Origin of the sequence: Cupriavidus sp. IK-TO18 (genome assembly GCF_015549295.1) — a bacterium.
GTDB lineage: Bacteria > Pseudomonadota > Gammaproteobacteria > Burkholderiales > Burkholderiaceae > Cupriavidus > Cupriavidus oxalaticus_A.
Map to the genome: position 1 here is coordinate 1 of NZ_JADGMP010000046.1, position 21,552 is coordinate 21,552.

Sequence of the window (21,552 nt, forward strand, 5' to 3'; positions counted from 1 at the left end):
CCGGCAAGCCGGGGTTTTGTCAATTCGCCACACGGACAAGCGGACGTTCTAGCGCTTGCCTCCGGACCCGCCGGACGCGGCCGCCGCGGCGCCCCCGCTGGAACGCATATAGCGGAAGAACTCGGAATTGGGCTCCAGCACCAGCACGTCGCGCTTGTCGCGGAAGGTGTTGCGATACGCTTCCATGCTGCGCCAGAACTGCGCGAACTGCGGGTCGCGGCCAAAGGCATCGCCGTAGATCTGCGACGCCTTGGCATCGCCGTTGCCCTTGATCACCTGGGCATCGCGATAGGCCTCGGCCAGCACCACTTCGCGCTGGCGGTCGGCGTCGGCGCGGATCTTTTCGCCCTCGGCGGCGCCGGTGGAGCGCAGCTCGTTGGCCACGCGCTTGCGCTCGGCCTCCATGCGGCGGTACACCGATTCGCTGATCGCCGGCAGCAGGTCGACGCGCTTCAGGCGCACGTCCAGGATCTCGACACCCACCGACTTGGCGTATTCGACCATGCCGCTGCGGATGGCCTGCATCACCTGCTCGCGCTCGCCCGCGACCACGTCGGCCACGGTGCGCCTGCCGAACTCCTCGCGCGCCACGGCATCGATACGCTGGGTCATGCGGTCCTGGGCGCCGCGCAGGTTGCCGCCGAAGGCGACGAAGAACTTGCGCGGATCGGTGATGCGCCACTTGACGAACCAGTCCACCACCATGCTCTTCTTCTCGGCGGTCAGGAAGCGCTCGTTGGCGGCCACGTCGATGGTCTGCAGGCGGCGGTCCATGAAGACCACGTTCTGGAACGGCGGCGGCAGCTTGAAATGCAGGCCGGGCTCGCGCACCACCTGCTTGATCTCGCCGAAGGCGAACACCACGGCGTACTGGCGCTGGTCGACCACGAACAGCATCGACGACAGCACGGCCAGCAGGATGAAAAAGCCGATCGCGAAGGAAATCAGTCGGTTCATGACGGGTCTCCTCAGCGCGAGTCGCGGTCACGGTTGCGCAGCGATTCGCGCGACCGGGTATCCGGCGAAGTCTCGGGAGCCGGCGCCGGCGTGCCGGCTCCCGGCTGGCCAGGGGTGGCCGCTCGGCCGTCGCCAGCTTGCGCCATCAGCTTGTCCAGCGGCAGGTAAAGAAGATTGTTGCCCTGGCGCGCGTCCACCAGCACCTTGGTCGAATTGGTGTAGATCTGCTGCATGGTTTCGAGATAGATCCGGTCGCGCGTCACCTGCGGCGCCTTGGCGTATTCGGCCTGCACCGAGCGGAAGCGCGAGGCATCGCCCTCGGCCTGCGCCACCACGCGCGAGCGGTAGGCTTCGGCCTCTTCCATCAGGCGCGCCGCGGTACCCTTGGCGCGGGGGATGATGTCATTGGCATAGGCCTGGCCTTCGCTGATCGCGCGCTCGCGGTCCTGGCTGGCCTTGTTGACGTCATCGAACGCGGCCTGCACCTGCTCGGGCGGCTGCACGCTCTGCACGTTGACCGACAGCACGCGGATGCCAGTCTTGTAGGCCGACAGGATGGCCTGGATCGACTTGGCCAGCCCCTGCGCGATCTGCTCGCGGTTCTCGTACAGCACCGCATCCATCTTGTTGCGGCCGACGATCTCGCGCACCGAGGTCTCGGCGGCCTGGGTCACCAGCTCCTCGTCGCCGCCGCGGTCGGTCTTGTTGAAGAACAGGAACTCGGTCGCGTCCTGGATGACGTACTGCACGGTGAAGCGCACGTCGATGATGTTCTCGTCCTGCGTCAGCATCGACGAGTCTTTCAGGTTGCTGTCCTTGATCGAGGTGGAACGGCCCACTTCGACCGAGCGCACCGCCGACAGGTTGACAACCTCGGCCGACTGGATCGGCCAGGGCAGCCGCCAGTTGATGCCGGGACCGGCCGAATACTTGAACTTGCCGAACTGCAGGATCACGGCGGTCTGGCCTTCCTGCACCATGAAGAAGCCGCTGGCCAGCCAGATGCCGACCACCGCGGCCACGATCACGCCGACGCCCACGCCCGAGCCCTTGCCCGGGGTGCGCGGGCCGCCGAATCCCTGGTTGCCGCCACCGCCGTTTTCCTTGCGGCCGAGCAGGCCGTTCAGGCGGCGGTTGAAGTCGCGCCACAGTTCGTCCAGATCCGGCGGGCCGCCATCCTGCTGCGGGCGCTGGTTCTGCTGGCGGTTGTCGTCGCGGCCGTCCTTCTTGTCGTCGTCGTCACCATTGCGACCCCAGCGCGGATCGTTCAGCGAGAAGATGGCGCGCAGGCGCTGCCAGCCCGCGCGTGGCGCGAAGCGGCTGCCTGGTGTCAGGCTCGAATCAGCATTCCGTGGAAACTGGGGCATGAAGTGCACGGGTCCGGGGAAGTTTGTAACAGGGGGATTCTAGCAGTCATCTGCGCCACATTTACCCAAATCGCGACCAATCCGTGGAAAGGCGCTCCGAATCGGGCCGCAGATGCGCCGCTGCGGCACCACTGCGGCACCTGAGCCGCGCAAGACTCCGCGCTGGCCCGGCTCAGGGCCTGGCCCCCAGCTGGTCGTCGTCGGCGCCATCGCCTGCCAGATCGCCGCTGTCGCCGTTGCCCTCATACAGATGGGCGTCGCCCAGCCTCTGGTCGTAGGGCGCTGGCTCCGGCGGGCGGCTGGCCAGCCACTGGGCCACCTCGACCACCGCTTCGCGCAGCGCATCCAGGCCGATCCCTTCGCGCGCGCTCAGGAACACCCGGGTGGGAATGCCGTCTTCATCGCGCTCGGTGCGCGGGCCCTGGTCCAGCAACTCGGGCGCCGCATCGATCTTGTTCATCACCACGATCTGCGGGATGTCGGACGCGTCGATCTCGGCCAGCACGCGGTTGACCTGTTCGATCTGCTCATGGCGCACCGGACTGGATGCATCGACCACATGGAGCAGCAGGTCGGCATGGACCGTTTCCTCGAGCGTGGCACGGAACGCCGCCACCAGCTGCGTGGGCAGGTCGCGGATAAATCCGACCGTGTCGCTCAGCACCACGTTGCCCAGCCCGTCCAGGAACAGCCGCCGCGAGGTGGTATCGAGCGTGGCGAACAGCTGGTCGGCGGCATAGGCGCGCGCCTTGGTCAGCGCGTTGAACAGCGTCGACTTGCCGGCATTGGTATAGCCCACCAGCGAAATGCTGAGCGTATCGTTGCGCGCGCGTGCGCGCCGCTGCGTGCTGTGCTGGCGCTGCAGCCGCGAGAGGTCCGCCCTGAGCCGCTTGGCACGGTCGTCCAGCATGCGCCGGTCCAGCTCGAGCTGGCGCTCGCCGGGGCCGCCGCGCATGCCGATACCGCCCTTCTGCCGCTCCAGGTGGCTCCACGCGCGCACCAGCCGCGAGGCGCGGTACGTCACCTGCGCCAGCTCGACCTGCACCTTGCCGACGTGGCTCTGCGCGCGCTGCCCGAAGATGTCCAGGATCAGGCCGGTACGGTCGATCACGTGGCGGTTCAGGAAGCGCTCGAGGTTACGCTGCTGCGCCGGGCTGAGTGCGTGGTTGAACACGACCACGTCGGCATCGAGCGCGTCGGCGGCTTCCTTCAGTTCCTCGGCCTTGCCCGAGCCGATAAACAGCGCCGGATCCGGCCGCGAGCGGCGGCCCGTCAGCGTATGCACCGGCAGCGAGCCGGCGGTGGAGGTCAGCAAGGCGAGCTCGCTGAGGCTTTCCTCGAAATCATGCTTGCCGAAATCGACGCCGACGAGGATGGCGCGCGACGGGGCAGTGTTGGAAGTAGCTCTGGGATCCAAGGGATGGCGCGAATGCGCTGGGAATTAGCGGTAGCGAGAGGAATAGCAAGGAATAGCGGAACGCTTTCCGATGGTTTCCAGGGATGGCCGGCGGAAGTCCCGCCCTGCCCTGTCCCCGGCCGGGATGGCTGCCCGCACCGGGCGGGAAGCCACGGCGGCGAGATGCGCGGCCGGTCCGGCAGGCACCGGCCGCGCTGGCGCACCGGTACCGGGCACCGGTGCAACCCTGAAGGGCGCCAGGCCGATGCCTTGGGTCCGCGACCGCGGGTTGCCGCGGCCGTGAGGCAGATCAGTTCTCGGAGGAATCATCCACGCGGAAATTGACCGCGCGCGCCGGAACGACGGTGGAAATCGCATGCTTGTAAACCATCTGCGTCACAGTGTTACGCAGCAGCACGACGTACTGATCGAACGATTCGATATTGCCTTGCAGCTTGATGCCATTGACGAGGTAGATGGACACCGGCACGTGCTCTTTGCGCAGCGCGTTCAGGAACGGGTCTTGTAGCAGTTGCCCTTTGTTGCTCATGGCACACTCCAAATTTATAGGTTTAGTGGTGAATGATGGGGATGGAACTCCCCGGTTCAAGTCAAGCGGCGCAAAAACGCGCCAGAAAAAAGATCAAAAACGGTACCAAGTCGGCGTCAATGCACAGGGAACCCCCTGCTACCGTGAATTTAGCCGCAGTTCCAAACGAACGCAAACGAAAACTGGCCCCGCCAAGGATCCGATTCCGGACTCAATCCTTCGAGTCCGCGTACGGATTTTTGTTCGTACGGAATTCGATGCGCAGGGGGGTGCCCTTGAGCTTGAAGGCCGCACGGAAACGGTTTTCCAGATACCGCCGATAGGTCTCTGCAACCCCTGACAGCGCGTTGCCATGGATCACGATGATCGGCGGATTCGAGCCCCCCTGGTGCGCATAGCGCAGCTTGGGACGCGATGCGCCGACGCGCTTGGGCTGCTGGAATTCGACCGCTTCCTGCAGCACGCGCGTCAGCTGCGGCGTCGGCAGCTTGACCATGGCCGCGGCATAGGCGTCGTCGACGGAACGCATCAGCGCGCCGATGCCGGTGCGCTCGCGCGCCGACACAAAGTGGAAATTCGCGAAATTCAGGAATTGCAGCTTGCGCTCGAGGTCGTGCTTGATGCGGTCGCGGGTATGGCCGTCCAGCCCGTCCCATTTATTGACGCCGACCACCAGCGCGCGGCCGGATTCAACGATAAAGCCCGCGATATGCGCGTCCTGGTCGGAGATGTCCTGTTGCGCATCCAGCAGCAGGATCACGACGTTGGCATCGGCGATCGATTGCAGCGTCTTGACCACTGAAAATTTTTCAATCGCCTCGAACACCTTGCCGCGCCGGCGCAGGCCCGCCGTGTCGATCAGCGTATAAGGCTTGCCGCCGCGTTCGAATTCCACGTAGATGGCGTCGCGGGTCGTGCCTGGCATGTCGAACGCGATCACGCGCTCCTCGCCGATCAGCGTATTGACCAGCGTGGACTTCCCCACATTGGGGCGCCCGACGATGGCGATCTTGACGCCCTTGCCGTCCACGGGCTCTTCGGCGGCCAGTTCCGGGCGCTCCTGCACCGCCAGCTCGATCGCTTCGTCGACCAGCTCGCGCACGCCGTCGCCGTGGGCAGCGGAGATCGCGTACGGATCGCCCATGCCGAGCTCGTAGAAATCCGCGGCAACCGAGGTGTACTTCATGCCCTCGGCCTTGTTCACCGCCAGCATGATGCGCCGGCCGGTCTTGCGCAGGTAGTCGGCAATGGCGCGGTCCTGCGGCGCCAGGCCGAGGCGGCCGTCGACGATAAAGATCACCACGTCGGCCTCGACCACCGCCTGCTTGGTCTGCTTGGCCATCTCGGCGACGATGCCTTCCTTGACCACCGGCTCGAAGCCGCCGGTGTCGATGGCGATGAACGGACGCTCGCCGACGCGGCCCTCGCCATAGTGGCGGTCGCGCGTCAGGCCCGGCAGGTCGGCGACGAGGGCGTCGCGCGAGCGGGTCATGCGGTTGAATAGCGTCGACTTCCCCACATTGGGACGGCCGACAAGTGCGATAACTGGTTTCATGCAATAAACGGAAACGGGGGCCGGCACCTGCCGCCCCCCCGGTTACTCCGGAGTCAATGGATCCAACGGCACGCGCACCCGTGGGCGCCCTTGCCGCTTGTCCTGTCGGGGCGCGGCGCCGGTCAGCAACCCGCTGCGCAATTTGCCGCACGACCAGGGATCATGCTACCGGATTCGGCGCGCACCGTACCGACAGGTGTACGGCAGCGCGCACTGCTTGCTGGTCAGCCCGGCTGGAACCCGAAGACGTCGCCGTCGCGGGTCTGGATCACCAGCGTCTGCCCCGCCACCACCGGCGCGGCGGTGATGGCGCTGCCATCGGTCTTCATGCGGGCGACGACCTGGCCGTCCTCGCGCGACAGGAAGTGGACATAGCCTTCGAAGTCGCCCATCACCACCGAGCGGCCCAGTGCCAGCGGCGCACCCAGGCGGCGGTTGCGCATCTGGTCGTTCTTCCAGCGCTCGGTGCCGTTCTGGCGGTCGAAGGCATGCACCACCGACTGCTCGTCGCTGGCATAGATGGCATTGTCATCCTGCGCGGGGCCGCTCGGCGACGAGAAATCCTTGCCCCACTGTGGCTGGCCGCTGGCCAGCTCAAGGCAGGCCACGCGTCCCTGGAAGGTGGTGGCGCAGACCTGGCGGCCGCTGATCATCGGCTGGCCGGTGACATCGTTCAGGCGCTCGATCTCGGATACGCCCTTGGGATAGGAGATCGTGCTTTCCCAACGCAGCACGCCGTTGCCCGGCGTCAGCACGCCCAGCTTGCCGCCGGGAAAGCCCATCACGATGCCGTCACCGGCAAACACCATCCCCATCGCGGCACGCAGGTTCAGCGGCGTCTGCGAGCGCTGGTAGATCCAGCGGCGCTCGCCGGTCCCGGCGTCGAGGCCGAACACGCGCGTGTCGGTGGTGCGCACCACCACCAGGCCGTTGCCGACCAGCGGCGCGGACAGCACCTCGCCGTTGACCTGCTTCTTCCAGATCTGCTTGCCGCTGGCGTCGAAGGCGTAGATCGCGCCCTTCTCGCCGGCGACCGCGGTCACCGAGCCATCGCTGCCCGGGCCGGAGGTCAGGTCCAGGTCGGTCTTGGCCTTCCACAGCACGCGCCCGGAGGCGCCTTCCAGCGCCATCACGTTGCCGTTGTTGGACGACACATAGACATTGTTGCCCGCCGCGGCGGGCTGCATCGAATACGGGCCGCTCTTGCCCACATCGGCCTTCCACGCCTGGCGCACGGTCAGCGTGGCCGAGACCGGCTTGAGTTCGGCGGGCGGGTGCTTGTTTTCCTTGCTGAACAGCGAGCAGCCGCCCAGCGCGGCCAGGCAGGCAGCCGCCACCAGCGCACGGGTCACGGCGCGGGCGCGCTGGCGGTGTACGGCACGGGAAAGCACTGACGTCATAAGGTTACGGTCCTGGTTTTGCGTGATGCTATAAAGCGCGCGCGGCCGCATCAGGCCGCGCCCAGCGCATCGAGCTTGAACTGGATGATCTGGCGCGTGGCCGGCTCGGCCTCGCCCAGCTTGTCCAGCGCCTTGCGATAGGCGGCGCGCGCGTCGTCGCGCTTGTCCTGCGCGGCGAGCAGGTCGCCGCGGCGGTCGGCATACAGCGACATGAACGCTGCCGGCGGTTCGTCCTTCAGCAACGCCAGGCCTTTGTCATAAGCCTTTTCGTCGAGCAGCACGCCGGCCAGGCGCACCCGCGCCAGATGCGCGTATTCTTCGTCGCCGTGGTCGATGGCCCACTGCAGCTGGGTCTTGGCCGCGGCCAGGTCGCCCGCGTCATACAACACGCGGCCGGCGACCAGTGCGCTCATCTGGCCATAGGCGGTACGCCCGTACTTGTCCTCGAGGTCGGTTGCCGCACGCTTGATGCGTTCGACATCGCGTGCCTCGGCGGCCTTGAGCACCTGCTCGTACAGCACCGCGGCCTCGCCGGCCTGCTTGCGCTCCCAGTACTTCCAGCCGTTCCAGCCGGCAAACGCCAGCAGCGCGGCGATGACCACCCAGGTCAGCGCATTGCCGTACTGGCGCCACCAGGCCTTCAGATTCTCAAGCTGTTCCTGTTCTTCTAGATCGTAAGCCATGTCGAGGCAATCACCTGCGTTGGTTGGATACGGGCGTCTTGGATGACGGTGCGGCGGGCGCGCTTATTCGCTGGCGCCGACCATGGCGTCGATCAGGTAGTCGACCAGGCCCTCGGCCTGCACGGTGGCCTGTTGCCCACCGCCTTCGGCCTGATCGCGCTGGCGAAGTTCCTTGACCTGGACCACGCCAGCGGCCACTTCGTCGTCGCCAATGATAACGGCATAGGCCGCGCCGCTTGCGTCGGCGCGCTTCATCTGCGACTTAAAGCTGCCGCCCTTGCCGTCGGGGCTGGCGTGGAGCACCACGTCCAGGCCGGCGTCGCGCAGCCGCTCGGCCGCGACCATCGCCTGCTGCGCGGCGGCTTCGCCCTGGTGCACGAGGTAGACATCGCAACCCGCGGCGTCGGGCACCACGCCCTCTTCGCGGATCAGCTCGATGATGCGCTCGACGCCCATGGCCCAGCCGCAAGCCGGTGCCGGCTTGCCGCCCATCTGCGCGATCAGCGGGTCATAGCGGCCGCCGCCGGCGATGGTGCCCTGCGCGCCGAGCTTGTCGGTGATCCACTCGAACACCGTCAGGTTGTAGTAGTCCAGCCCGCGCACCAGGCGCGGATTGATCTTGAAGGGGATGTTGTTGGCCTTGAGCAGGCGCTGCACGCCCTCGAAGTGAGCCAGCGACTCTTCGCCCAGGAAGTCGATCAGCTTGGGCGCATTGGCGGCCATTTCCTGCAGCGCCGGATTCTTGGTATCCAGCACGCGCAGCGGGTTGGTGTACAGGCGGCGCTTGCTGTCATCGTCCAGGATGTCCTGGAAGCCCTCCAGGTACTTGATCAGCTCCTCGCGGTGGGCGGCACGCTCATTGGCCTGCCCCAGCGAATTGATCTCCAGGCGCACGCCGACCAGGCCCAGGTCGTCCCACAGGCGCTGGCACATCAGGATGATCTCGGCGTCGACGTCCGGACCGGCAAAGCCCAGCGCCTCGGCGCCCAGCTGGTGGAACTGGCGATAGCGGCCGCGCTGCGGGCGCTCGTGGCGGAACATCGGGCCGGTGTACCACAGGCGCTTGGGGCCGTCGTACAGAAGGTTGTGCTCGATGGTCGCGCGCACGGCGGCGGCGGTCCCTTCGGGACGCAACGTCAGCTGCTCGCCGTTGAGCGCATCGGTGAAGGAGTACATCTCCTTCTCGACGATGTCGGTCACCTCGCCGATGCCGCGCACGAACAGCTGCGTGTGCTCGACGATCGGCGTGCGCAGCTGCTGGTAGCCGTAGGCGCGCAACATGGCGCGGGCGGCATTCTCGAAATGCTCCCACAGCGGCGCGTCGGCCGGAAGCATGTCGTTCATGCCCTTCACGCCCTGCAGCGCCTTGGCGGGCTTCACCTTCTGCTCGGCTTTCAGTTCAGCCTTCGGTTCAGTCTTGGCAGCGCCGGCGGCGGCTGCGTTGTCGGATTGCGTCATTCTGTTCTTGTCAGCTTCTGGGGCCTGGCCGGTGCGGCTCAGGCTGCCACTTCTTTATCGGCCCGTGCAGCACCCGGGCCGTAATGCGTGCGAACGTACTCGTCGACGATCGCCTGAAATTCCTCGGCAATGCGCTCGCCGCGCAGCGTCTTTACCTTGACGCCGTCGACGAACACCGGCGCCGCGGGCGACTCGCCCGAGCCCGGCAGCGAAATGCCGATATTGGCGTGCTTGCTCTCGCCCGGGCCGTTGACGATGCAGCCCATCACGGCCACATCCATTTCCTCGACGCCCGGATAGGCGGTTTTCCAATGCGGCATCTGCTCGCGCAGGTACGTCTGGATGCTTGCCGCGAGCTCCTGGAACACCGTGCTGGTGGTGCGGCCACATCCCGGGCATGCAATCACCATCGGGGTGAAGTTGCGCAGGCCCATGGTCTGCAGGATTTCCTGCCCCACATACACTTCCTTCTCGCGCGGCGCGCCGGGTTCCGGCGTCAGCGAGATGCGGACCGTGTCGCCGATGCCTTCCTGCAGCAGCACCGACAGCGCCGCCGTGGAGGCGACGATGCCCTTGCTGCCCATGCCGGCCTCGGTCAGGCCCAGGTGCAGCGCATAGTCGCAGCGGCGCGCCAGTTCGCGGTAGACCGCGATCAGCTCCTGCACCTGCGATACCTTGCACGACAGGATGATCTGGCTGCCCGGCAGGCCGATCTCTTCAGCCTTTTTCGCCGAATCGATCGCCGAGGTGATCAGCGCCTCGATCATCACGCTCTGCGCCGGCCAAGGCTCGGCGCGCGACGCGTTCTCGTCCATGATGCGCGCCAGCAGGTCCTGGTCCAGGCTGCCCCAGTTCACGCCAATGCGCACCGGCTTGTTGTAGCGGCACGCCATCTCGATCATCTGCGCGAACTGCGTGTCGCGCTTGGCGCCCTGCCCCACGTTGCCCGGGTTGATGCGGTACTTGGACAGCGCCTCGGCGCAGGCCGGATAGTCCTGCAGCAGCTTGTGGCCGTTGTAGTGGAAGTCGCCCACCAGCGGCACGTCGACGCCCATGCGGTCGAGCTGCTCACGGATCGACGGCACCGCGGCGGCGGCCTCGGGCGTGTTCACCGTGATGCGCACGATTTCCGAACCCGCGCGCGCCAGGTCCTTCACCTGGATCGCCGTGCCGATGGCGTCGACCGTGTCCGTGTTGGTCATCGACTGCACGCGCACCGGCGCATCGCCGCCGATGGTCACCACGTTATCGCCCCACACGACGCGCGCCTGGCGCGTCTGGCGGCGCGGCAGCGAGCCGGGCAGGACCGGGAGACAGAGCTGTTGGTTCATAGCATTACCACCTTGCAAAGACGCACTGCGCCGCACCTTTCGCCGGCCCGGATCAGGGCAGCGTCAGGCGCGCCACGTTGTTGCGGTTGGCTGCCTTCAGGTCGACCGGCTCGCCGTTGCGCGTCATCGACTCGACACCCTTGACGTTGCCGATCACCACCTTGTACGGGGCCTTGCCGCCGCCGGCCACGGCCTGGCCGGCCTTGGCCGTGCCGCCCAGCACGATCTTGCCGCTGCTGTCGCGGACTTCATACCAGGTGTCGGCGGCGAAGCGGATCTGCAGTTCGCCGGCGCCCGCAGGCGCTGCGGGCACCGGCGCGGGCGTTGCTGCGGCCGGCGCAACAATGGGCGCAACAACTGGCACGGCAGCCACGGCCGATGCCGGCGCGGCAGTCGCGACCGCGGCGCTGACCGGCGTGGTTTCGGCCGAGGGCGCCGGCGAGTCGGCGGCGGCCATTACCGGCGGCAGCGCTGCGGTCACCGTGCCGGGCTCGGTCGGTTGCGCGGCGGCATGTTCTTCCGTCACGGCAGTCTCGGTCGCGCTGCTGCGGGTCTCGATCCACTGGCGGATATGGTCCAGGCCGAACCAGCCACCGGCGGCCAGCACCACCGCCACCAGCGCCAGCCAGACCCAGCGGCCGCCAGCTCCGCCGCTGCGGAAGCGCTTGCGGTCGTCGAACGCCGCATTGAGGCTGCCCTCGCGCTGGCGCGCGATTTCGTTGACCGGTGCCACCGGAGGCTGGAAGCGCGCCAGCAGCGCGTCGATATCGACATGCAGCATGCGCGCGTAGGCCCGCATCACGCCCTTGGCGAAAGTGACGTCGGGCAGCGACTGCAGGTCGCCGGCTTCGATCGCGCGCAGCTTTGGCGCCGCCACTTTCAGGCGTGCGCTGACATCTTCCACCGACAGCCGCTGCGCTTCGCGCTCGCGCGCCAGTGCCGCGCCAATCTCGCGCGCTGCGGCTTCGCGTTCTCCTTCGTGCGCGCCACCGCCGACGTATTGCGTCGGTACGGCCTGGCCTGCGGCGCGGTCGTGCTCACTCATCCCATGCTCCTTGTTCGTATGCGGTCAACTCACGCGAATCGGGGAAGCGGCTGCGCAGCTGCGCGACCAGCGCATCCTGCGTGCGGCCATCGCCCTGGCGGTGTGCAATGCGCGCTCCCAGCCAGAGGGATTGCGCACTGGCAAATTGGCTGCTGTTGACGCGCTGGGCATACTGCCGGGCCTGCGCGAAATCGCCGCGCCGGTAGTAGACCAGCGCCAGATTGGTGTTTGCCACCGGATTGTTGCGGTCGTAGCCTAGTGCGGCCTTCAGATTCTTTTCCGCCTCGGCGCTGTTGCCGCGACGCAGCTCGCACGCACCCAGGCTGATCAGCGGTTTCACCGGACCACCGGCCGACGGCGCCGACACGGCGCGCTGCAGCATCGGCACGGCCTCGCCATAGCGGCCCGACTGGCACAGGAACCAGCCATAGTTGTTGAGCAGGTCGCCGTCGTTGCCGCGCATCGATACCGCGGTGCGGAAGCTGTCGTCGGCCAGCGCCTGCTCGTTCATATTCATGTAGATCAGCGCGCGCACATGGTAGGCATCCGCGAGCGACGGATCGATGGCGATCGCCTGCTTGATCTCGTCAAGCGCGACCGCATTCTGGCCGGCTTCGAGATAGTTGGTGGCCAGCTGCAGCCGGATGCCGGCGCGGCGCCTTGCATCGGTCTGGTCGGAAGCGGTCTGGAGATCCTGAGCCGGCGAGTGCGGCAGCTGGCAGCCGGACAACATCAGCAGCCCGAACAGGGCCGCAGCGATCAGACGGATCATGCAGGGCGAGCCTCCCGAGGCTGGCCGGCGCTGTTGACCGGCACCAGTGGCGTGATCTTGCCGAACTTGCCGCGCTCGGCCAGGCGGGTACGGTCCTTCACTTCCCCGGCCAGCTGTCCGCAGGCGGCGTCGATATCGTCGCCGCGCGTCTTGCGGATGGTGGTCACGATGCCCGCGTCCATCAGCACCTGCGCGAAGCGCCGGATCTGCTCGTTGTTGGAACGCTTCAGGCCCGATTCGGGGAACGGGTTGAACGGGATCAGGTTGAACTTGCACGGCACGTCGGCGACAAGCTTCAGCAGTTCCCGCGCATGCTCGACGCCATCGTTGACGCCGTCCAGCATGCAGTATTCGAAAGTAATGAAATCGCGCGGCGCGAATTCCAGGTAGCGGCGGCATGCCGCCATCAGTTCGGCCAGCGGGTATTTCTTGTTCAGCGGCACCAGCACGTCGCGCAAGGCGTCGTTGGACGCGTGCAGCGACACGGCGAGCGCCACCGGCAGGTCCTTGGACAGCCGGTCCATCATCGGCACCACGCCGGAAGTGGACAGGGTCACGCGGCGGCGCGACAGGCCGTAGGCGTTGTCGTCCAGCATCAGCCGCATGGCCGGCACCACGGCATCGTAGTTCAGCAGCGGCTCGCCCATGCCCATCATCACCACGTTGGAGATGACGCGGTCGTCCTTGGGGCCTCGGCCCAGCTGCTCGCGCATGGCAAACTCCGCCATCCACAGCTGGCCAATGATTTCGCCCGTGGTCAGGTTGCGCGAAAAGCCCTGCTTGCCGGTCGAGCAGAAGCGGCAGTTGACCGCGCAGCCCGCCTGCGAGGAGACGCACAGCGTGCCGCGCGTTTCCTCGGGGATGTACACCGTTTCCACCGCATTGCCCTCACCGACGTCGAGCAGCCACTTGCGCGTGCCGTCGGCCGACAGGTTGTCGGTGATGGCGGCAGGCGCGCGGATCTCGGCCCGGGTCGAGAGCTTTTCGCGCAGCGACTTGGCGAGATCCGACATGGCGTCGAAACGGCTGGCACCGTAGTGGTGGATCCAGCGTTGCAGTTGCCGCGCACGGAACGGCTTCTCGCCGAGCTCGCCGCAATAGGCGGTGAGCGCGTCCGCGTCGAGGTCGAGCAGGTTGACGAGATCGTTCATGACGGCAAACTCGGCTTCAGTTCAGTCAGCAGCCAATTAGCGGCTGTAGACGTTCATGCCCGGGAAGAAGAAGGAAACTTCCACGGCAGCGGTTTCGGCGGCGTCCGAGCCGTGCACGGCGTTGGCGTCGATGCTGTCGGCGAAGTCGGCGCGGATGGTGCCCTTCTCGGCCTTCTTCGGGTCGGTGGCGCCCATCAGGTCACGGTTCTTGGCGATGGCGTTTTCGCCTTCCAGGGCCTGGATCATGACCGGGCCGGAAACCATGAAGTCGACCAGATCCTTGAAGAACGGACGCTCCTTGTGCACAGCATAGAACTGCTCGGCTTCACCGCGCGACAGGTGCACCATCTTGGCAGCAACGATCTTCAGGCCGGCGGCCTCGAAACGGGCGTAGATCTGGCCGATGACGTTCTTGGCCACGGCATCCGGCTTGATAATCGACAGGGTGCGTTCGATCGCCATGAAAAACTCCGAAAAATGAAGGGGTTACAAATGGATTAAACGTGCAATTCTAGCACGAAGACGATGACCCTTTCGAGGGTCTGGGCCGCTCTGGCGCGGGTGTCACCGGTCAAAAGCCACATCCTGGCCGCAAGTAGCACTGGCTGCACATTACATCCTCGTCATGTCTGGAACGTGGCGCCCCGGCGTCCGTCAAACGAAGGCAGCACGGAACAGGCCGAAACAGGGGCGCGGGTGCCTGCGGGATTACCCCGCCCTTGCAATTCGGCCAACCAGATGCCACATTGACGATGGTTCCGTCCGCGGTCGATCCGAAAATTCTCTTTATTTCGGACAGGCCCGGCGCCTCACCGTTTCGAGACAGGAGTCACCATGGATAACAAGCTGAATACCTACGGTTTCGGCAACAGTGCGTCGACCGTCACTGACGTCGTCGTTCGCAACCGGGTCTTGCGCAACACTTACTGGCTGCTGGCCCTTTCGATGATCCCCACCGTGCTGGGTGCATGGGTCGGCGTGGCCACCGGCTTCAGCTTCATGGCGGGCAGCCCCGGCCTGTCGCTAATCCTGTTCCTGGCCATCGCGTTCGGGTTCTTCTTCGCCATCGAGAAAACCAAGAACAGCAGCATGGGCGTGGTGCTGTTGCTGGCATTCACGTTCTTCATGGGACTGATGCTGTCGCGCCTGATCAGCGCAACGCTGGCGTTTTCCAACGGACCGGCGCTGATCATGTACGCCTTTGGCGGCACGGCGGCAGTGTTCGGCGCGATGGCGACCATCGCCACCGTCAGCAAGCGCGATTTTTCCGGCCTGGGCAAGTTCCTGTTCGTCGGCCTGATCCTGCTGATCCTGGCCAGCGTTGCCAATATCTGGCTGCAGCTGCCGTCGCTGATGATCACGGTGTCGGTGATCGCGATCGGTATCTTCTCGGCTTACATCCTGTTCGATGTACAGCGCGTGGTGAACGGCGGCGAGACCAACTACATCACCGCCACGCTGGCGATCTACCTCGACGTGTACAACGTCTTCGCCAACCTGCTGGCGCTGCTGGGCATCTTCGGCGGCAGCCGGGAATGACGGCAAACGCCGCGGCATGAAAAAAGCCGGCCAAGGCCGGCTTTTTCTTTTGGCGCACGGCGCGGTCAGTCGCGGTCGAATACCGCAATCGACTCCACGTGCGACGTGTGGGGGAACATATTGACCACGCCGGCGCCGCTCAGGCGGTAGCCCGCCTCGTGCACCAGCAGGCCGGCATCGCGCGCCAGCGTGGCGGGACTGCACGACACGTAGACGATGCGCCGCGGCAGCACGTGGCTGCCCTGCTGCGCCAGCTCGCCGAGCGCCTTGCTCACCGCGAGCGCGCCTTCGCGCGGCGGATCGACCAGCCAGCGGTCGAAGCGGCCCAGCGCGGCGATGTCGTCGGCAGTGACTTCGAACAGGTTGCGGCACGCGAACTCGGTTTTGGCGGCCAGCCCGTTGTATTCCGCATTGGCCAGTGCGCGCGTGGTCAGCGCCTCGCTGCCCTCGATGCCCATCACCGACTTGCCCTGCGTGGCCAGCGGCAGCGTGAAATTGCCGATGCCGCAGAACAGGTCGAGCAGGCGGTCGCCCGGCTGCGCATCGAGCAGGCGCAGCGCGCGGCCGATCAGCACGCGATTGATCTGGTGGTTCACCTGCGTGAAGTCGGTCGGCTTGAACGGCATGCGGATGCCGAATTCCGGCAGCGTATAGGCCAGCTCGACGTCGGTCGGGTAGAACGGGTAGACCGTGTCCGGCCCCTTCGGCTGCAGCCAGAACTGCACCTTGTATTTATCGGCGAAGGCGCGCAGCAGGTCCTTGTCGGCATCGGTCAGCGGCTCGAGGATGCGCAGCACCAGCGCCGTCACTTCATGCCCGACGGCCAGCTCGATCTGCGGCATGCGGTCGCGGATCGACAGGCCCGCCACCAGTTCGCGCAGCGGCACCAGCATCGCCGAGACATGCGGCGGCAGGATTTCACAACGCGTCATGTCGGCGACATAGCTGCTCTTGCGCTCATGGAAGCCCACCAGCACGCCGCCCTTCTTCACCACGTGGCGCACGGTCAGGCGCGCGCGGTAGCGGTAGCCCCAGTCCGGACCGGCGATCGGCCGGAACACCACGTCGGGCTTCACCTTGGACAGGTGCCACAAGTTGTCTTCCAGCACGCGCTGCTTGATCGCAAGCTGCGCGCGCGAATCCAGATGCTGCATCGAGCACCCGCCGCAGACACCGAAATGCTGGCAGCCCGGCTTTACGCGCATCACCGATTCTTGCAGGACTTCGCCGAGGTGCGCCTGCTCGAAGCTGGGCTTGCGCCGGTAGCTGCGATAACTGACGGTCTCGCCCGGCAATGCGCCTTCGACGAAGATCACCTTGCCAGGCGTGCCGTCCTCGTTCACCAGGCGGCCGACGCCGCGTGCCTCCATGTCGAGGCTGTCGATCGACACCACGGGGTCGACGCCCGGAGCATTGCCATTGGCATTGCCACGGCCACGGGGCTCTTTTGCGGCGGGAGCGGCACCCGGTGCAGCTGATTCGGGCGCGACGGCGGTCGTTTCTTGTGGGGAGGACACGGCTTGGGACACCAGATAAAACCTGACGTATTGTTTTACGAAAGCGCGATTGTATGCCAGACCGGCCGGGTCAACGATGGAGGCGTCGCATGGAACTGATTTCTTGGAATATCCAATGGGGCCGCGGCGCGGACGGGCGTGTGGACCTGGCGCGGCAGGTGGACACACTGCACGCGATGGCCGATGTCGATGTGATCTGCCTGCAGGAAGTCACGCGCGGATTCGGTGAACTGCGCGGCGAGCCAGGCATCGACCAGGTTGCCGAACTGACCGCCCTGCTGCCAGGCTATCACCTGCTCTTTGCGTCAGGCGTGGACCGGCGCGACCGCAACGGCACACACAAGCAATTCGGCAACCTGATCGCCACGCGGCTACCAGTACGCGAGGTATTCCGGCACGCCTTGCCGTGGCCGGCGGACCCGCAAGTGGCGTCGATGCCGCGCGTTGCGCTGGAAGTCACTGTCGAAGCCGGCACGCAGTCGCTGCGCGTGATCTGCACGCACCTTGAGTATTACTCGGCGCTCCAGCGCGCGGCGCAGGCCGAAGCCCTGCGCGACTGGCATGCCCAGGCCTGCGACCACGCGCGTCGCCCGGGCCGCAGCGAGAAGTGGCCCGGGCCGTTCACGCCGGAACCGCGCCCCGCCGAAGCCATCCTGTGCGGCGATTTCAACAGCAAACCCGACGACATTGCCTATCGGCGCATGCTGGAGCCGTTCGACGACGCCACCACGCCATGGCGCGACGCCTGGCTGCTCACACATCCCGGCCAGCCGCACGCGCCGACCTGCGCCATCCATGACAAGGAGCAATGGCCCGAGCCACCGTTCGCCTGCGACTTCATGTTCGTCACGGACAACCTGGCCGCGCGGATCCGGCGTTGCGAGATCAACGCAGATACGGCCGACTCGGACCACCAGCCGATCCTGCTATCGCTGGACCTTTAAGGCCGTGGCGCCCGCCGGCGGGTGTCCGCGGGCGCAGGCGCGATCAGTCCTCGAAGTCGTCGGCTTCGGGCGTGAGGCGCTGCAGGCGGAAGGCCTGCAGGTATTCCATCCACTGTTCGCCAGGCAGTTCCGCCAGCGATTCCTGAACGAGTTCCATCTCCATGTCGAACTCGCGCGGCGACATGCCGCCGCGCATCAGCTGGAAACGGCAGTACATCAGGTAGGTATTGACGACGTCGGTCTCGCAGTAGGCGCGGATCTCGTCGAGCTGGCCAGCCTGGTAAGCATGCCAGACCTTGCTGCCATCCATCCCCATCTTGCCCGGGAAACCGCAGAGCTTGGCGAGGTCATCCAGCGGCGCGCTGGCGCGCGGCTGGTACATCGCCAGCAGGTCCATCAAGTCCAGGTGCCGCATGTGGTAGCGGCTGATGTAGTTGTTCCACTTGAAGTCACGGCTATCTTCGTCGCGGCCCTCGCCCATCTCCCAGTAGCGCGGCGCGGTGACGCCGTTGACCAGGCCGCGGTAATGCAGCACGGGGAGATCGAATCCGCCACCGTTCCATGAAACCAGTTGCGGGCTGTAGCGGGCGATCAGTTCGTAGAACTTCTGGATCAGCGTGGCTTCGTTGTCCTCGATGGTGCCGAGCGAGCCCACATGGAACACCGCCGAGCCATCGCGGTGCGTGCGCCGCAGCACGCAGGAAATCGCGGCGACACGCTGAAGGTAGTGCGGCAGGAAATCGCTGCCGGTTTTCTCGCGGCGGGCGGCGAAGGCGTGTTCGGCGACTTCGCCGTCGCTCATTGCATCGGGGTGGTCATGCAAACGGCGCAGGCCGGCGACATCGGGAATGGTCTCGATGTCGAATACCAGCACAGGGGTCATAAAACGGCGTCCTTCCTGACACCTTGCGAAGCGAAATGCCGCTTGAGCTTGACCAGCGCCTCCTGCTGGATCTGGCGTACGCGCTCGCGCGTGAGGCCCATCTCCTCGGCGAGCTCTTCCAGCGTGGCGGGCTCGATATGGTTGAGGCCGAAGCGGCGCTCCACCACATAGCGATGCTTTTCCGACAGGCGTGCCAGCCAGAGCTTCATCAGCCCTTCCAGCTCGCGGTGCGCCACCTCCTGGTCGGGGGCGGCGTTGTGCTCGTCGGAGAGGAAATCCAGGAGGCTCGAGCCGGGATCGAGGTCGAACGGCGTATCGAGCGAGGTGGTATGTTCGTTGAGTGCCAGGACGTCCTGCACTTCGTCCGGCGTCTTGCCCAGCAGGTGGGCGATGTCTTCCAGGCTGGCATCGCGCCCGTCGGTGCCGCCCTTCTCCAGATGGCGCTTGGCGCGCAGCACCTGGTTCAGTTCACGGATCACGTGCACCGGCAGGCGAACGGTGCGGGCCTGGTTCATGATGGCGCGCTCGATGCTCTGGCGGATCCACCAGGTCGCATAGGTCGAGAAGCGGAACCCGCGCGACGGATCGAATTTCTCGATCGCGTGCATCAGGCCCAGGTTGCCTTCCTCGATCAGGTCGAGCAGCGGCACGCCGCGATTGAGGTAACCCTTGGCGATGCTGACCACCAGCCGCAGGTTGCGCTCGATCATGACCTGGCGCGCGGCAAAGTCGCCGTCCTTGGCCAGCGTGGAAAAATGCAGTTCCTCCGGCGCGGACAGCAGCGGCTTGATGCTGATGCGGTTCAGGTAATGCTGGACGGTGTCGGCGGCCAGCTCGGTATGCAGCACCGTGCGGAAGTCATCGTGCTCGGCCGCTGCGCCGTCGCTGCCGTTCTCGCCTTCGCTGTCTTCCTCGTCCTCGGACTCGTCATCGTCATCATCGCGCAGATGGCGGTCGTTGTCGTCGGCGAGCAGGTCCGCTTCGCGCAGGCCCACCGAAGTGGACGTGGCGATCGGCTCGTCGGTCGCGGGAATCAGGTCGGCAGCGAGATCGGGCTCGAACGCTTGCGCGTCGGCGTGCTCGTCGGGATGTGCCACACCAGCCTTCACTTCCGGCTGCTTGGGACGGCGAGCCCTGCTGACAGTTGTTCCGGAGGAGACGGTTTTCTGGCGTGGCATGAACCCTCACTGTGGCGGCAGGTACCGCATCGGATCAACCGGTTTTCCGTTCTTGCGAACTTCGAAGTGAAGCTTCACCCGGTCGGTATCACTGTTGCCCATCTCCGCAATCTTCTGGCCCTTGCGGACCGCGGATTGCTCTGCCACGAGCACCTTTTCGTTGTGCCCGTACGCAGTAAGAAATGTCTCGTTGTGTTTGATGATGACAAGATTCCCGTAGCCGCGCAAGGGGCCAACGTGAATCACTCGGCCATCGTCGGCGGCCAGCACCGCATCGCCCTTCTTGCCCGCAATATCGATGCCTTTATTGCCCTTGTCATCGAATTTACCGACCATCTGGCCGGCTGCCGGCCAGGCCAGCTTGATCGCGCCGTCAGCGGCCGGCGCGGCGGGGGTGGCGGCCGCTGCCGCGGGCGTTGCCGGCGCCGCCGCTGCGGCGGCAGGCGGTGCTGCGGGCGTGCCCACCGGGCGCGCCTGGTCGATCGGCTGGGACTGCACCGTGGCCGGGGCGATCGGCGTGGTGGAAACCCCGGGCGCAGCGTTGACGTCGGCACCCGGAGGCACGATGCGCAACAACTGGCCAACTTCGATCTGGTTCACATTGGACAGGTTGTTCCAGGTCGCGACGTCACGGTACGACTGGCCGTTTTCCAGGGCGATTCGATAAAGCGTATCGCCTCGCTTGACCCGATAGTATCCAGGCGGTGCCGGCTCCATCGACGCGGCGGCAGCGCCCGAGGTGGAGGTGCGGTCAACGACAGGGGCCGGCATCGGCGAATTAGCGCAGGCGGCCAGCAGGGCCGTCAGCGCGGAAGCCGTAAAAAGTTGACCGGCGCGTGCGAAATATTGCGATTTCACGATGTTGTGCATAGTTCGACTCAGATGGTGCCCGATTTTAAGGGCACAAAGAAAACGGCTTCAAGCGCGGTTCGGTGAAAGCGATGGCGGTTGCGCCGCTCGATCAGCAGCAGCTGCTGCGTCACCGTCTGGCCGGGCACGCCCGCCGGCGGCACCACGGCCACCGGGGCGATCAGCCGCCCGCCTACCTCCAGCTGTTCCAGCAGCGCCTGTGGCACCTCCATGCCGGCAGCGGCCAGGATGATGGCCGAGAACGGGGCCGCCTGCGGCAGCCCGAGCATGCCGTCGCCATAGTGCAGGCGCAGGTTGGGTACGCGCAGCGGGCGCAGGTTCGCCTTGGCCTGTTCGTGCAGCGGCCGGATGCGCTCGATCGAGAAGACTTCGCGCGCCACCTGGCTCAGCACCGCGGCCTGGTAGCCGCAGCCGGTGCCGATCTCCAGCACGCGCTCCAGCGGCGTGTCGGCGGCCAGGCCGTCGCGCAGCAGTTCGATCATGCGCGCCACCACCGACGGTTTGGAAATGGTCTGCTGGTGGCCGATCGGCAGCGCGGCGTCTTCATACGCCTGCGAGGCCAGCCCCGGCTCGACGAACAGGTGGCGCGGCACCGTGGCGATGGCCGACAGCACGCGCTCGTCGCGGATGCCGCCGGCGCGCAGTCGGCCCGCCAGCGCGGCACGCGCACGCGCGGAAGCCATGCCCCCGCCGCCGGCCGTAGCCGCCGAGGCGCGCTGCTCCACGGCGCTCGCGGGTGCGGGCGCCGGCGCAGGCGCGGCTGTACGCGGCAGCCTTGGCTTGGCGGGTTTCGGGGGCGGCGCGGCTGCCGTCCCCGTGCGCCGCGCGTCGACGGCAGGCATGCCAGCGGTGCGTGCCGGTGCGGGCTTGCGTTCGACGACCGCGTCCAGCGGCAGGGGGAACTTGTTGCGTCGGGGCGTGGAACTCATCGGGGGCGCGACACTGCGGAGCGGCTG

Annotated in this window: 20 protein-coding genes; 2 read left to right on the forward strand and 18 right to left on the reverse strand. The window is 66.3% G+C overall.

The window, feature by feature from the left end; genetic code table 11:
- Window positions 1–48: 48 nt before the first annotated feature.
- The 13 genes from hflC to ndk form a co-directional block, all read right to left on the reverse strand.
- Window positions 49–957: a protease modulator HflC gene (hflC, locus tag IPF36_RS31280; RefSeq protein WP_133096524.1), complete on the reverse strand. Its 909-nt coding sequence runs from the start codon at window positions 955–957 to the stop codon at window positions 49–51.
- Between the two features lie 11 nt (window positions 958–968).
- Window positions 969–2,324, reverse strand: coding sequence for an FtsH protease activity modulator HflK (gene hflK, locus IPF36_RS31285; RefSeq protein WP_135705505.1), 1,356 nt, complete (start codon window positions 2,322–2,324; stop codon window positions 969–971).
- A 172-nt stretch (window positions 2,325–2,496) separates the two neighbouring features.
- Window positions 2,497–3,741: a GTPase HflX gene (gene hflX / locus IPF36_RS31290; RefSeq protein WP_135705506.1), complete on the reverse strand. Its 1,245-nt coding sequence runs from the start codon at window positions 3,739–3,741 to the stop codon at window positions 2,497–2,499.
- A gap of 289 nt (window positions 3,742–4,030) precedes the next feature.
- A complete protein-coding gene (gene hfq / locus IPF36_RS31295; protein WP_029046151.1) occupies window positions 4,031–4,270 on the reverse strand; it encodes an RNA chaperone Hfq in 240 nt (79 codons plus the stop codon).
- Between the two features lie 211 nt (window positions 4,271–4,481).
- The gene (gene der / locus IPF36_RS31300) at window positions 4,482–5,825 is read right to left on the reverse strand and encodes a ribosome biogenesis GTPase Der (RefSeq protein ID WP_133096527.1); all 1,344 of its coding nucleotides are present in this window, start codon (window positions 5,823–5,825) and stop codon (window positions 4,482–4,484) included.
- Window positions 5,826–6,049: 224 nt separating this feature from the next.
- Window positions 6,050–7,225, reverse strand: a complete 1,176-nt coding sequence (bamB, locus tag IPF36_RS31305; protein WP_133096528.1) for an outer membrane protein assembly factor BamB — start codon at window positions 7,223–7,225, stop codon at window positions 6,050–6,052.
- Between the two features lie 50 nt (window positions 7,226–7,275).
- Window positions 7,276–7,908 (reverse strand): tetratricopeptide repeat protein, encoded by a 633-nt coding sequence (locus tag IPF36_RS31310; RefSeq protein ID WP_135705507.1) that lies wholly within the window; start codon window positions 7,906–7,908, stop codon window positions 7,276–7,278.
- A gap of 63 nt (window positions 7,909–7,971) precedes the next feature.
- Window positions 7,972–9,366 (reverse strand): histidine--tRNA ligase, encoded by a 1,395-nt coding sequence (hisS, locus tag IPF36_RS31315; RefSeq protein WP_133096530.1) that lies wholly within the window; start codon window positions 9,364–9,366, stop codon window positions 7,972–7,974.
- 38 nt (window positions 9,367–9,404) lie between these two features.
- A complete protein-coding gene (ispG, locus tag IPF36_RS31320) occupies window positions 9,405–10,697 on the reverse strand; it encodes a flavodoxin-dependent (E)-4-hydroxy-3-methylbut-2-enyl-diphosphate synthase (RefSeq protein WP_133096531.1) in 1,293 nt (430 codons plus the stop codon).
- A gap of 52 nt (window positions 10,698–10,749) precedes the next feature.
- A complete protein-coding gene (locus tag IPF36_RS31325) occupies window positions 10,750–11,742 on the reverse strand; it encodes a RodZ domain-containing protein (protein ID WP_133096532.1) in 993 nt (330 codons plus the stop codon).
- A complete protein-coding gene (gene pilW, locus IPF36_RS31330; RefSeq protein WP_135705508.1) occupies window positions 11,735–12,514 on the reverse strand; it encodes a type IV pilus biogenesis/stability protein PilW in 780 nt (259 codons plus the stop codon). The genes IPF36_RS31325 and pilW overlap by 8 nt, the downstream gene beginning before the upstream one ends.
- A complete protein-coding gene (gene rlmN, locus IPF36_RS31335) occupies window positions 12,511–13,665 on the reverse strand; it encodes a 23S rRNA (adenine(2503)-C(2))-methyltransferase RlmN (protein ID WP_195431953.1) in 1,155 nt (384 codons plus the stop codon). Before rlmN ends, pilW begins: the two co-directional genes overlap by 4 nt.
- Before the next feature lie 36 nt (window positions 13,666–13,701).
- Window positions 13,702–14,127, reverse strand: a complete 426-nt coding sequence (gene ndk, locus IPF36_RS31340; protein WP_010809422.1) for a nucleoside-diphosphate kinase — start codon at window positions 14,125–14,127, stop codon at window positions 13,702–13,704.
- 372 nt (window positions 14,128–14,499) lie between these two features.
- On the opposite strand from ndk, the gene IPF36_RS31345 reads away from it, so the two are divergent.
- Window positions 14,500–15,204: a Bax inhibitor-1/YccA family protein gene (locus tag IPF36_RS31345; RefSeq protein ID WP_133096535.1), complete on the forward strand. Its 705-nt coding sequence runs from the start codon at window positions 14,500–14,502 to the stop codon at window positions 15,202–15,204.
- 65 nt (window positions 15,205–15,269) lie between these two features.
- Here the strand turns inward: IPF36_RS31345 and rlmD are convergent, their stop codons facing one another.
- Window positions 15,270–16,574, reverse strand: coding sequence for a 23S rRNA (uracil(1939)-C(5))-methyltransferase RlmD (gene rlmD / locus IPF36_RS31350; RefSeq protein WP_255519963.1), 1,305 nt, complete (start codon window positions 16,572–16,574; stop codon window positions 15,270–15,272).
- Between the two features lie 236 nt (window positions 16,575–16,810).
- Here rlmD and IPF36_RS31355 point away from each other — a divergent pair, with 236 nt between their 5' ends.
- Window positions 16,811–17,665: an endonuclease/exonuclease/phosphatase family protein gene (locus tag IPF36_RS31355; RefSeq protein ID WP_195431955.1), complete on the forward strand. Its 855-nt coding sequence runs from the start codon at window positions 16,811–16,813 to the stop codon at window positions 17,663–17,665.
- A gap of 43 nt (window positions 17,666–17,708) precedes the next feature.
- On the opposite strand, the gene IPF36_RS31360 is transcribed toward IPF36_RS31355, so the two are convergent.
- Genes IPF36_RS31360 through IPF36_RS31375 form a run of 4 tightly spaced genes read right to left on the reverse strand, consistent with a single transcriptional unit; the run spans window position 17,709 to window position 21,525 of the window.
- On the reverse strand, window positions 17,709–18,548 hold the full coding sequence (locus IPF36_RS31360; RefSeq protein WP_133096537.1) for a 3'-5' exonuclease: 840 nt from the start codon (window positions 18,546–18,548) through the stop codon (window positions 17,709–17,711).
- Window positions 18,545–19,726 (reverse strand): RNA polymerase sigma factor RpoS, encoded by a 1,182-nt coding sequence (rpoS, locus tag IPF36_RS31365; protein WP_133096538.1) that lies wholly within the window; start codon window positions 19,724–19,726, stop codon window positions 18,545–18,547. The genes IPF36_RS31360 and rpoS overlap by 4 nt, the downstream gene beginning before the upstream one ends.
- Window positions 19,727–19,732: 6 nt before the next feature.
- Complete coding sequence (locus tag IPF36_RS31370; RefSeq protein WP_195431956.1) at window positions 19,733–20,596, reverse strand: peptidoglycan DD-metalloendopeptidase family protein; 864 nt, start codon at window positions 20,594–20,596, stop codon at window positions 19,733–19,735.
- 8 nt (window positions 20,597–20,604) lie between these two features.
- A complete protein-coding gene (locus IPF36_RS31375) occupies window positions 20,605–21,525 on the reverse strand; it encodes a protein-L-isoaspartate(D-aspartate) O-methyltransferase (RefSeq protein ID WP_133096540.1) in 921 nt (306 codons plus the stop codon).
- Window positions 21,526–21,552: the final 27 nt, after the last annotated feature.

Coding starts and splice junctions, on each gene's coding strand:
- ndk (WP_010809422.1), bottom strand. CDS start 14,127: ATGGCGATCGAACGCACCCTGTCGATTATCAAGCCGGATGCCGTGGCC.
- hisS (WP_133096530.1), bottom strand. CDS start 9,366: ATGACGCAATCCGACAACGCAGCCGCCGCCGGCGCTGCCAAGACTGAA.
- IPF36_RS31345 (WP_133096535.1), top strand. CDS start 14,500: ATGGATAACAAGCTGAATACCTACGGTTTCGGCAACAGTGCGTCGACC.
- IPF36_RS31360 (WP_133096537.1), bottom strand. CDS start 18,548: ATGACCCCTGTGCTGGTATTCGACATCGAGACCATTCCCGATGTCGCC.
- IPF36_RS31325 (WP_133096532.1), bottom strand. CDS start 11,742: ATGAGTGAGCACGACCGCGCCGCAGGCCAGGCCGTACCGACGCAATAC.
- rlmD (WP_255519963.1), bottom strand. CDS start 16,574: ATGGAGGCACGCGGCGTCGGCCGCCTGGTGAACGAGGACGGCACGCCT.
- IPF36_RS31370 (WP_195431956.1), bottom strand. CDS start 20,596: ATGCACAACATCGTGAAATCGCAATATTTCGCACGCGCCGGTCAACTT.
- hflK (WP_135705505.1), bottom strand. CDS start 2,324: ATGCCCCAGTTTCCACGGAATGCTGATTCGAGCCTGACACCAGGCAGC.
- IPF36_RS31355 (WP_195431955.1), top strand. CDS start 16,811: ATGGAACTGATTTCTTGGAATATCCAATGGGGCCGCGGCGCGGACGGG.
- bamB (WP_133096528.1), bottom strand. CDS start 7,225: ATGACGTCAGTGCTTTCCCGTGCCGTACACCGCCAGCGCGCCCGCGCC.
- der (WP_133096527.1), bottom strand. CDS start 5,825: ATGAAACCAGTTATCGCACTTGTCGGCCGTCCCAATGTGGGGAAGTCG.
- rpoS (WP_133096538.1), bottom strand. CDS start 19,726: ATGCCACGCCAGAAAACCGTCTCCTCCGGAACAACTGTCAGCAGGGCT.
- hflC (WP_133096524.1), bottom strand. CDS start 957: ATGAACCGACTGATTTCCTTCGCGATCGGCTTTTTCATCCTGCTGGCC.
- rlmN (WP_195431953.1), bottom strand. CDS start 13,665: ATGAACGATCTCGTCAACCTGCTCGACCTCGACGCGGACGCGCTCACC.
- IPF36_RS31375 (WP_133096540.1), bottom strand. CDS start 21,525: ATGAGTTCCACGCCCCGACGCAACAAGTTCCCCCTGCCGCTGGACGCG.
- pilW (WP_135705508.1), bottom strand. CDS start 12,514: ATGATCCGTCTGATCGCTGCGGCCCTGTTCGGGCTGCTGATGTTGTCC.
- IPF36_RS31310 (WP_135705507.1), bottom strand. CDS start 7,908: ATGGCTTACGATCTAGAAGAACAGGAACAGCTTGAGAATCTGAAGGCC.
- ispG (WP_133096531.1), bottom strand. CDS start 10,697: ATGAACCAACAGCTCTGTCTCCCGGTCCTGCCCGGCTCGCTGCCGCGC.
- hfq (WP_029046151.1), bottom strand. CDS start 4,270: ATGAGCAACAAAGGGCAACTGCTACAAGACCCGTTCCTGAACGCGCTG.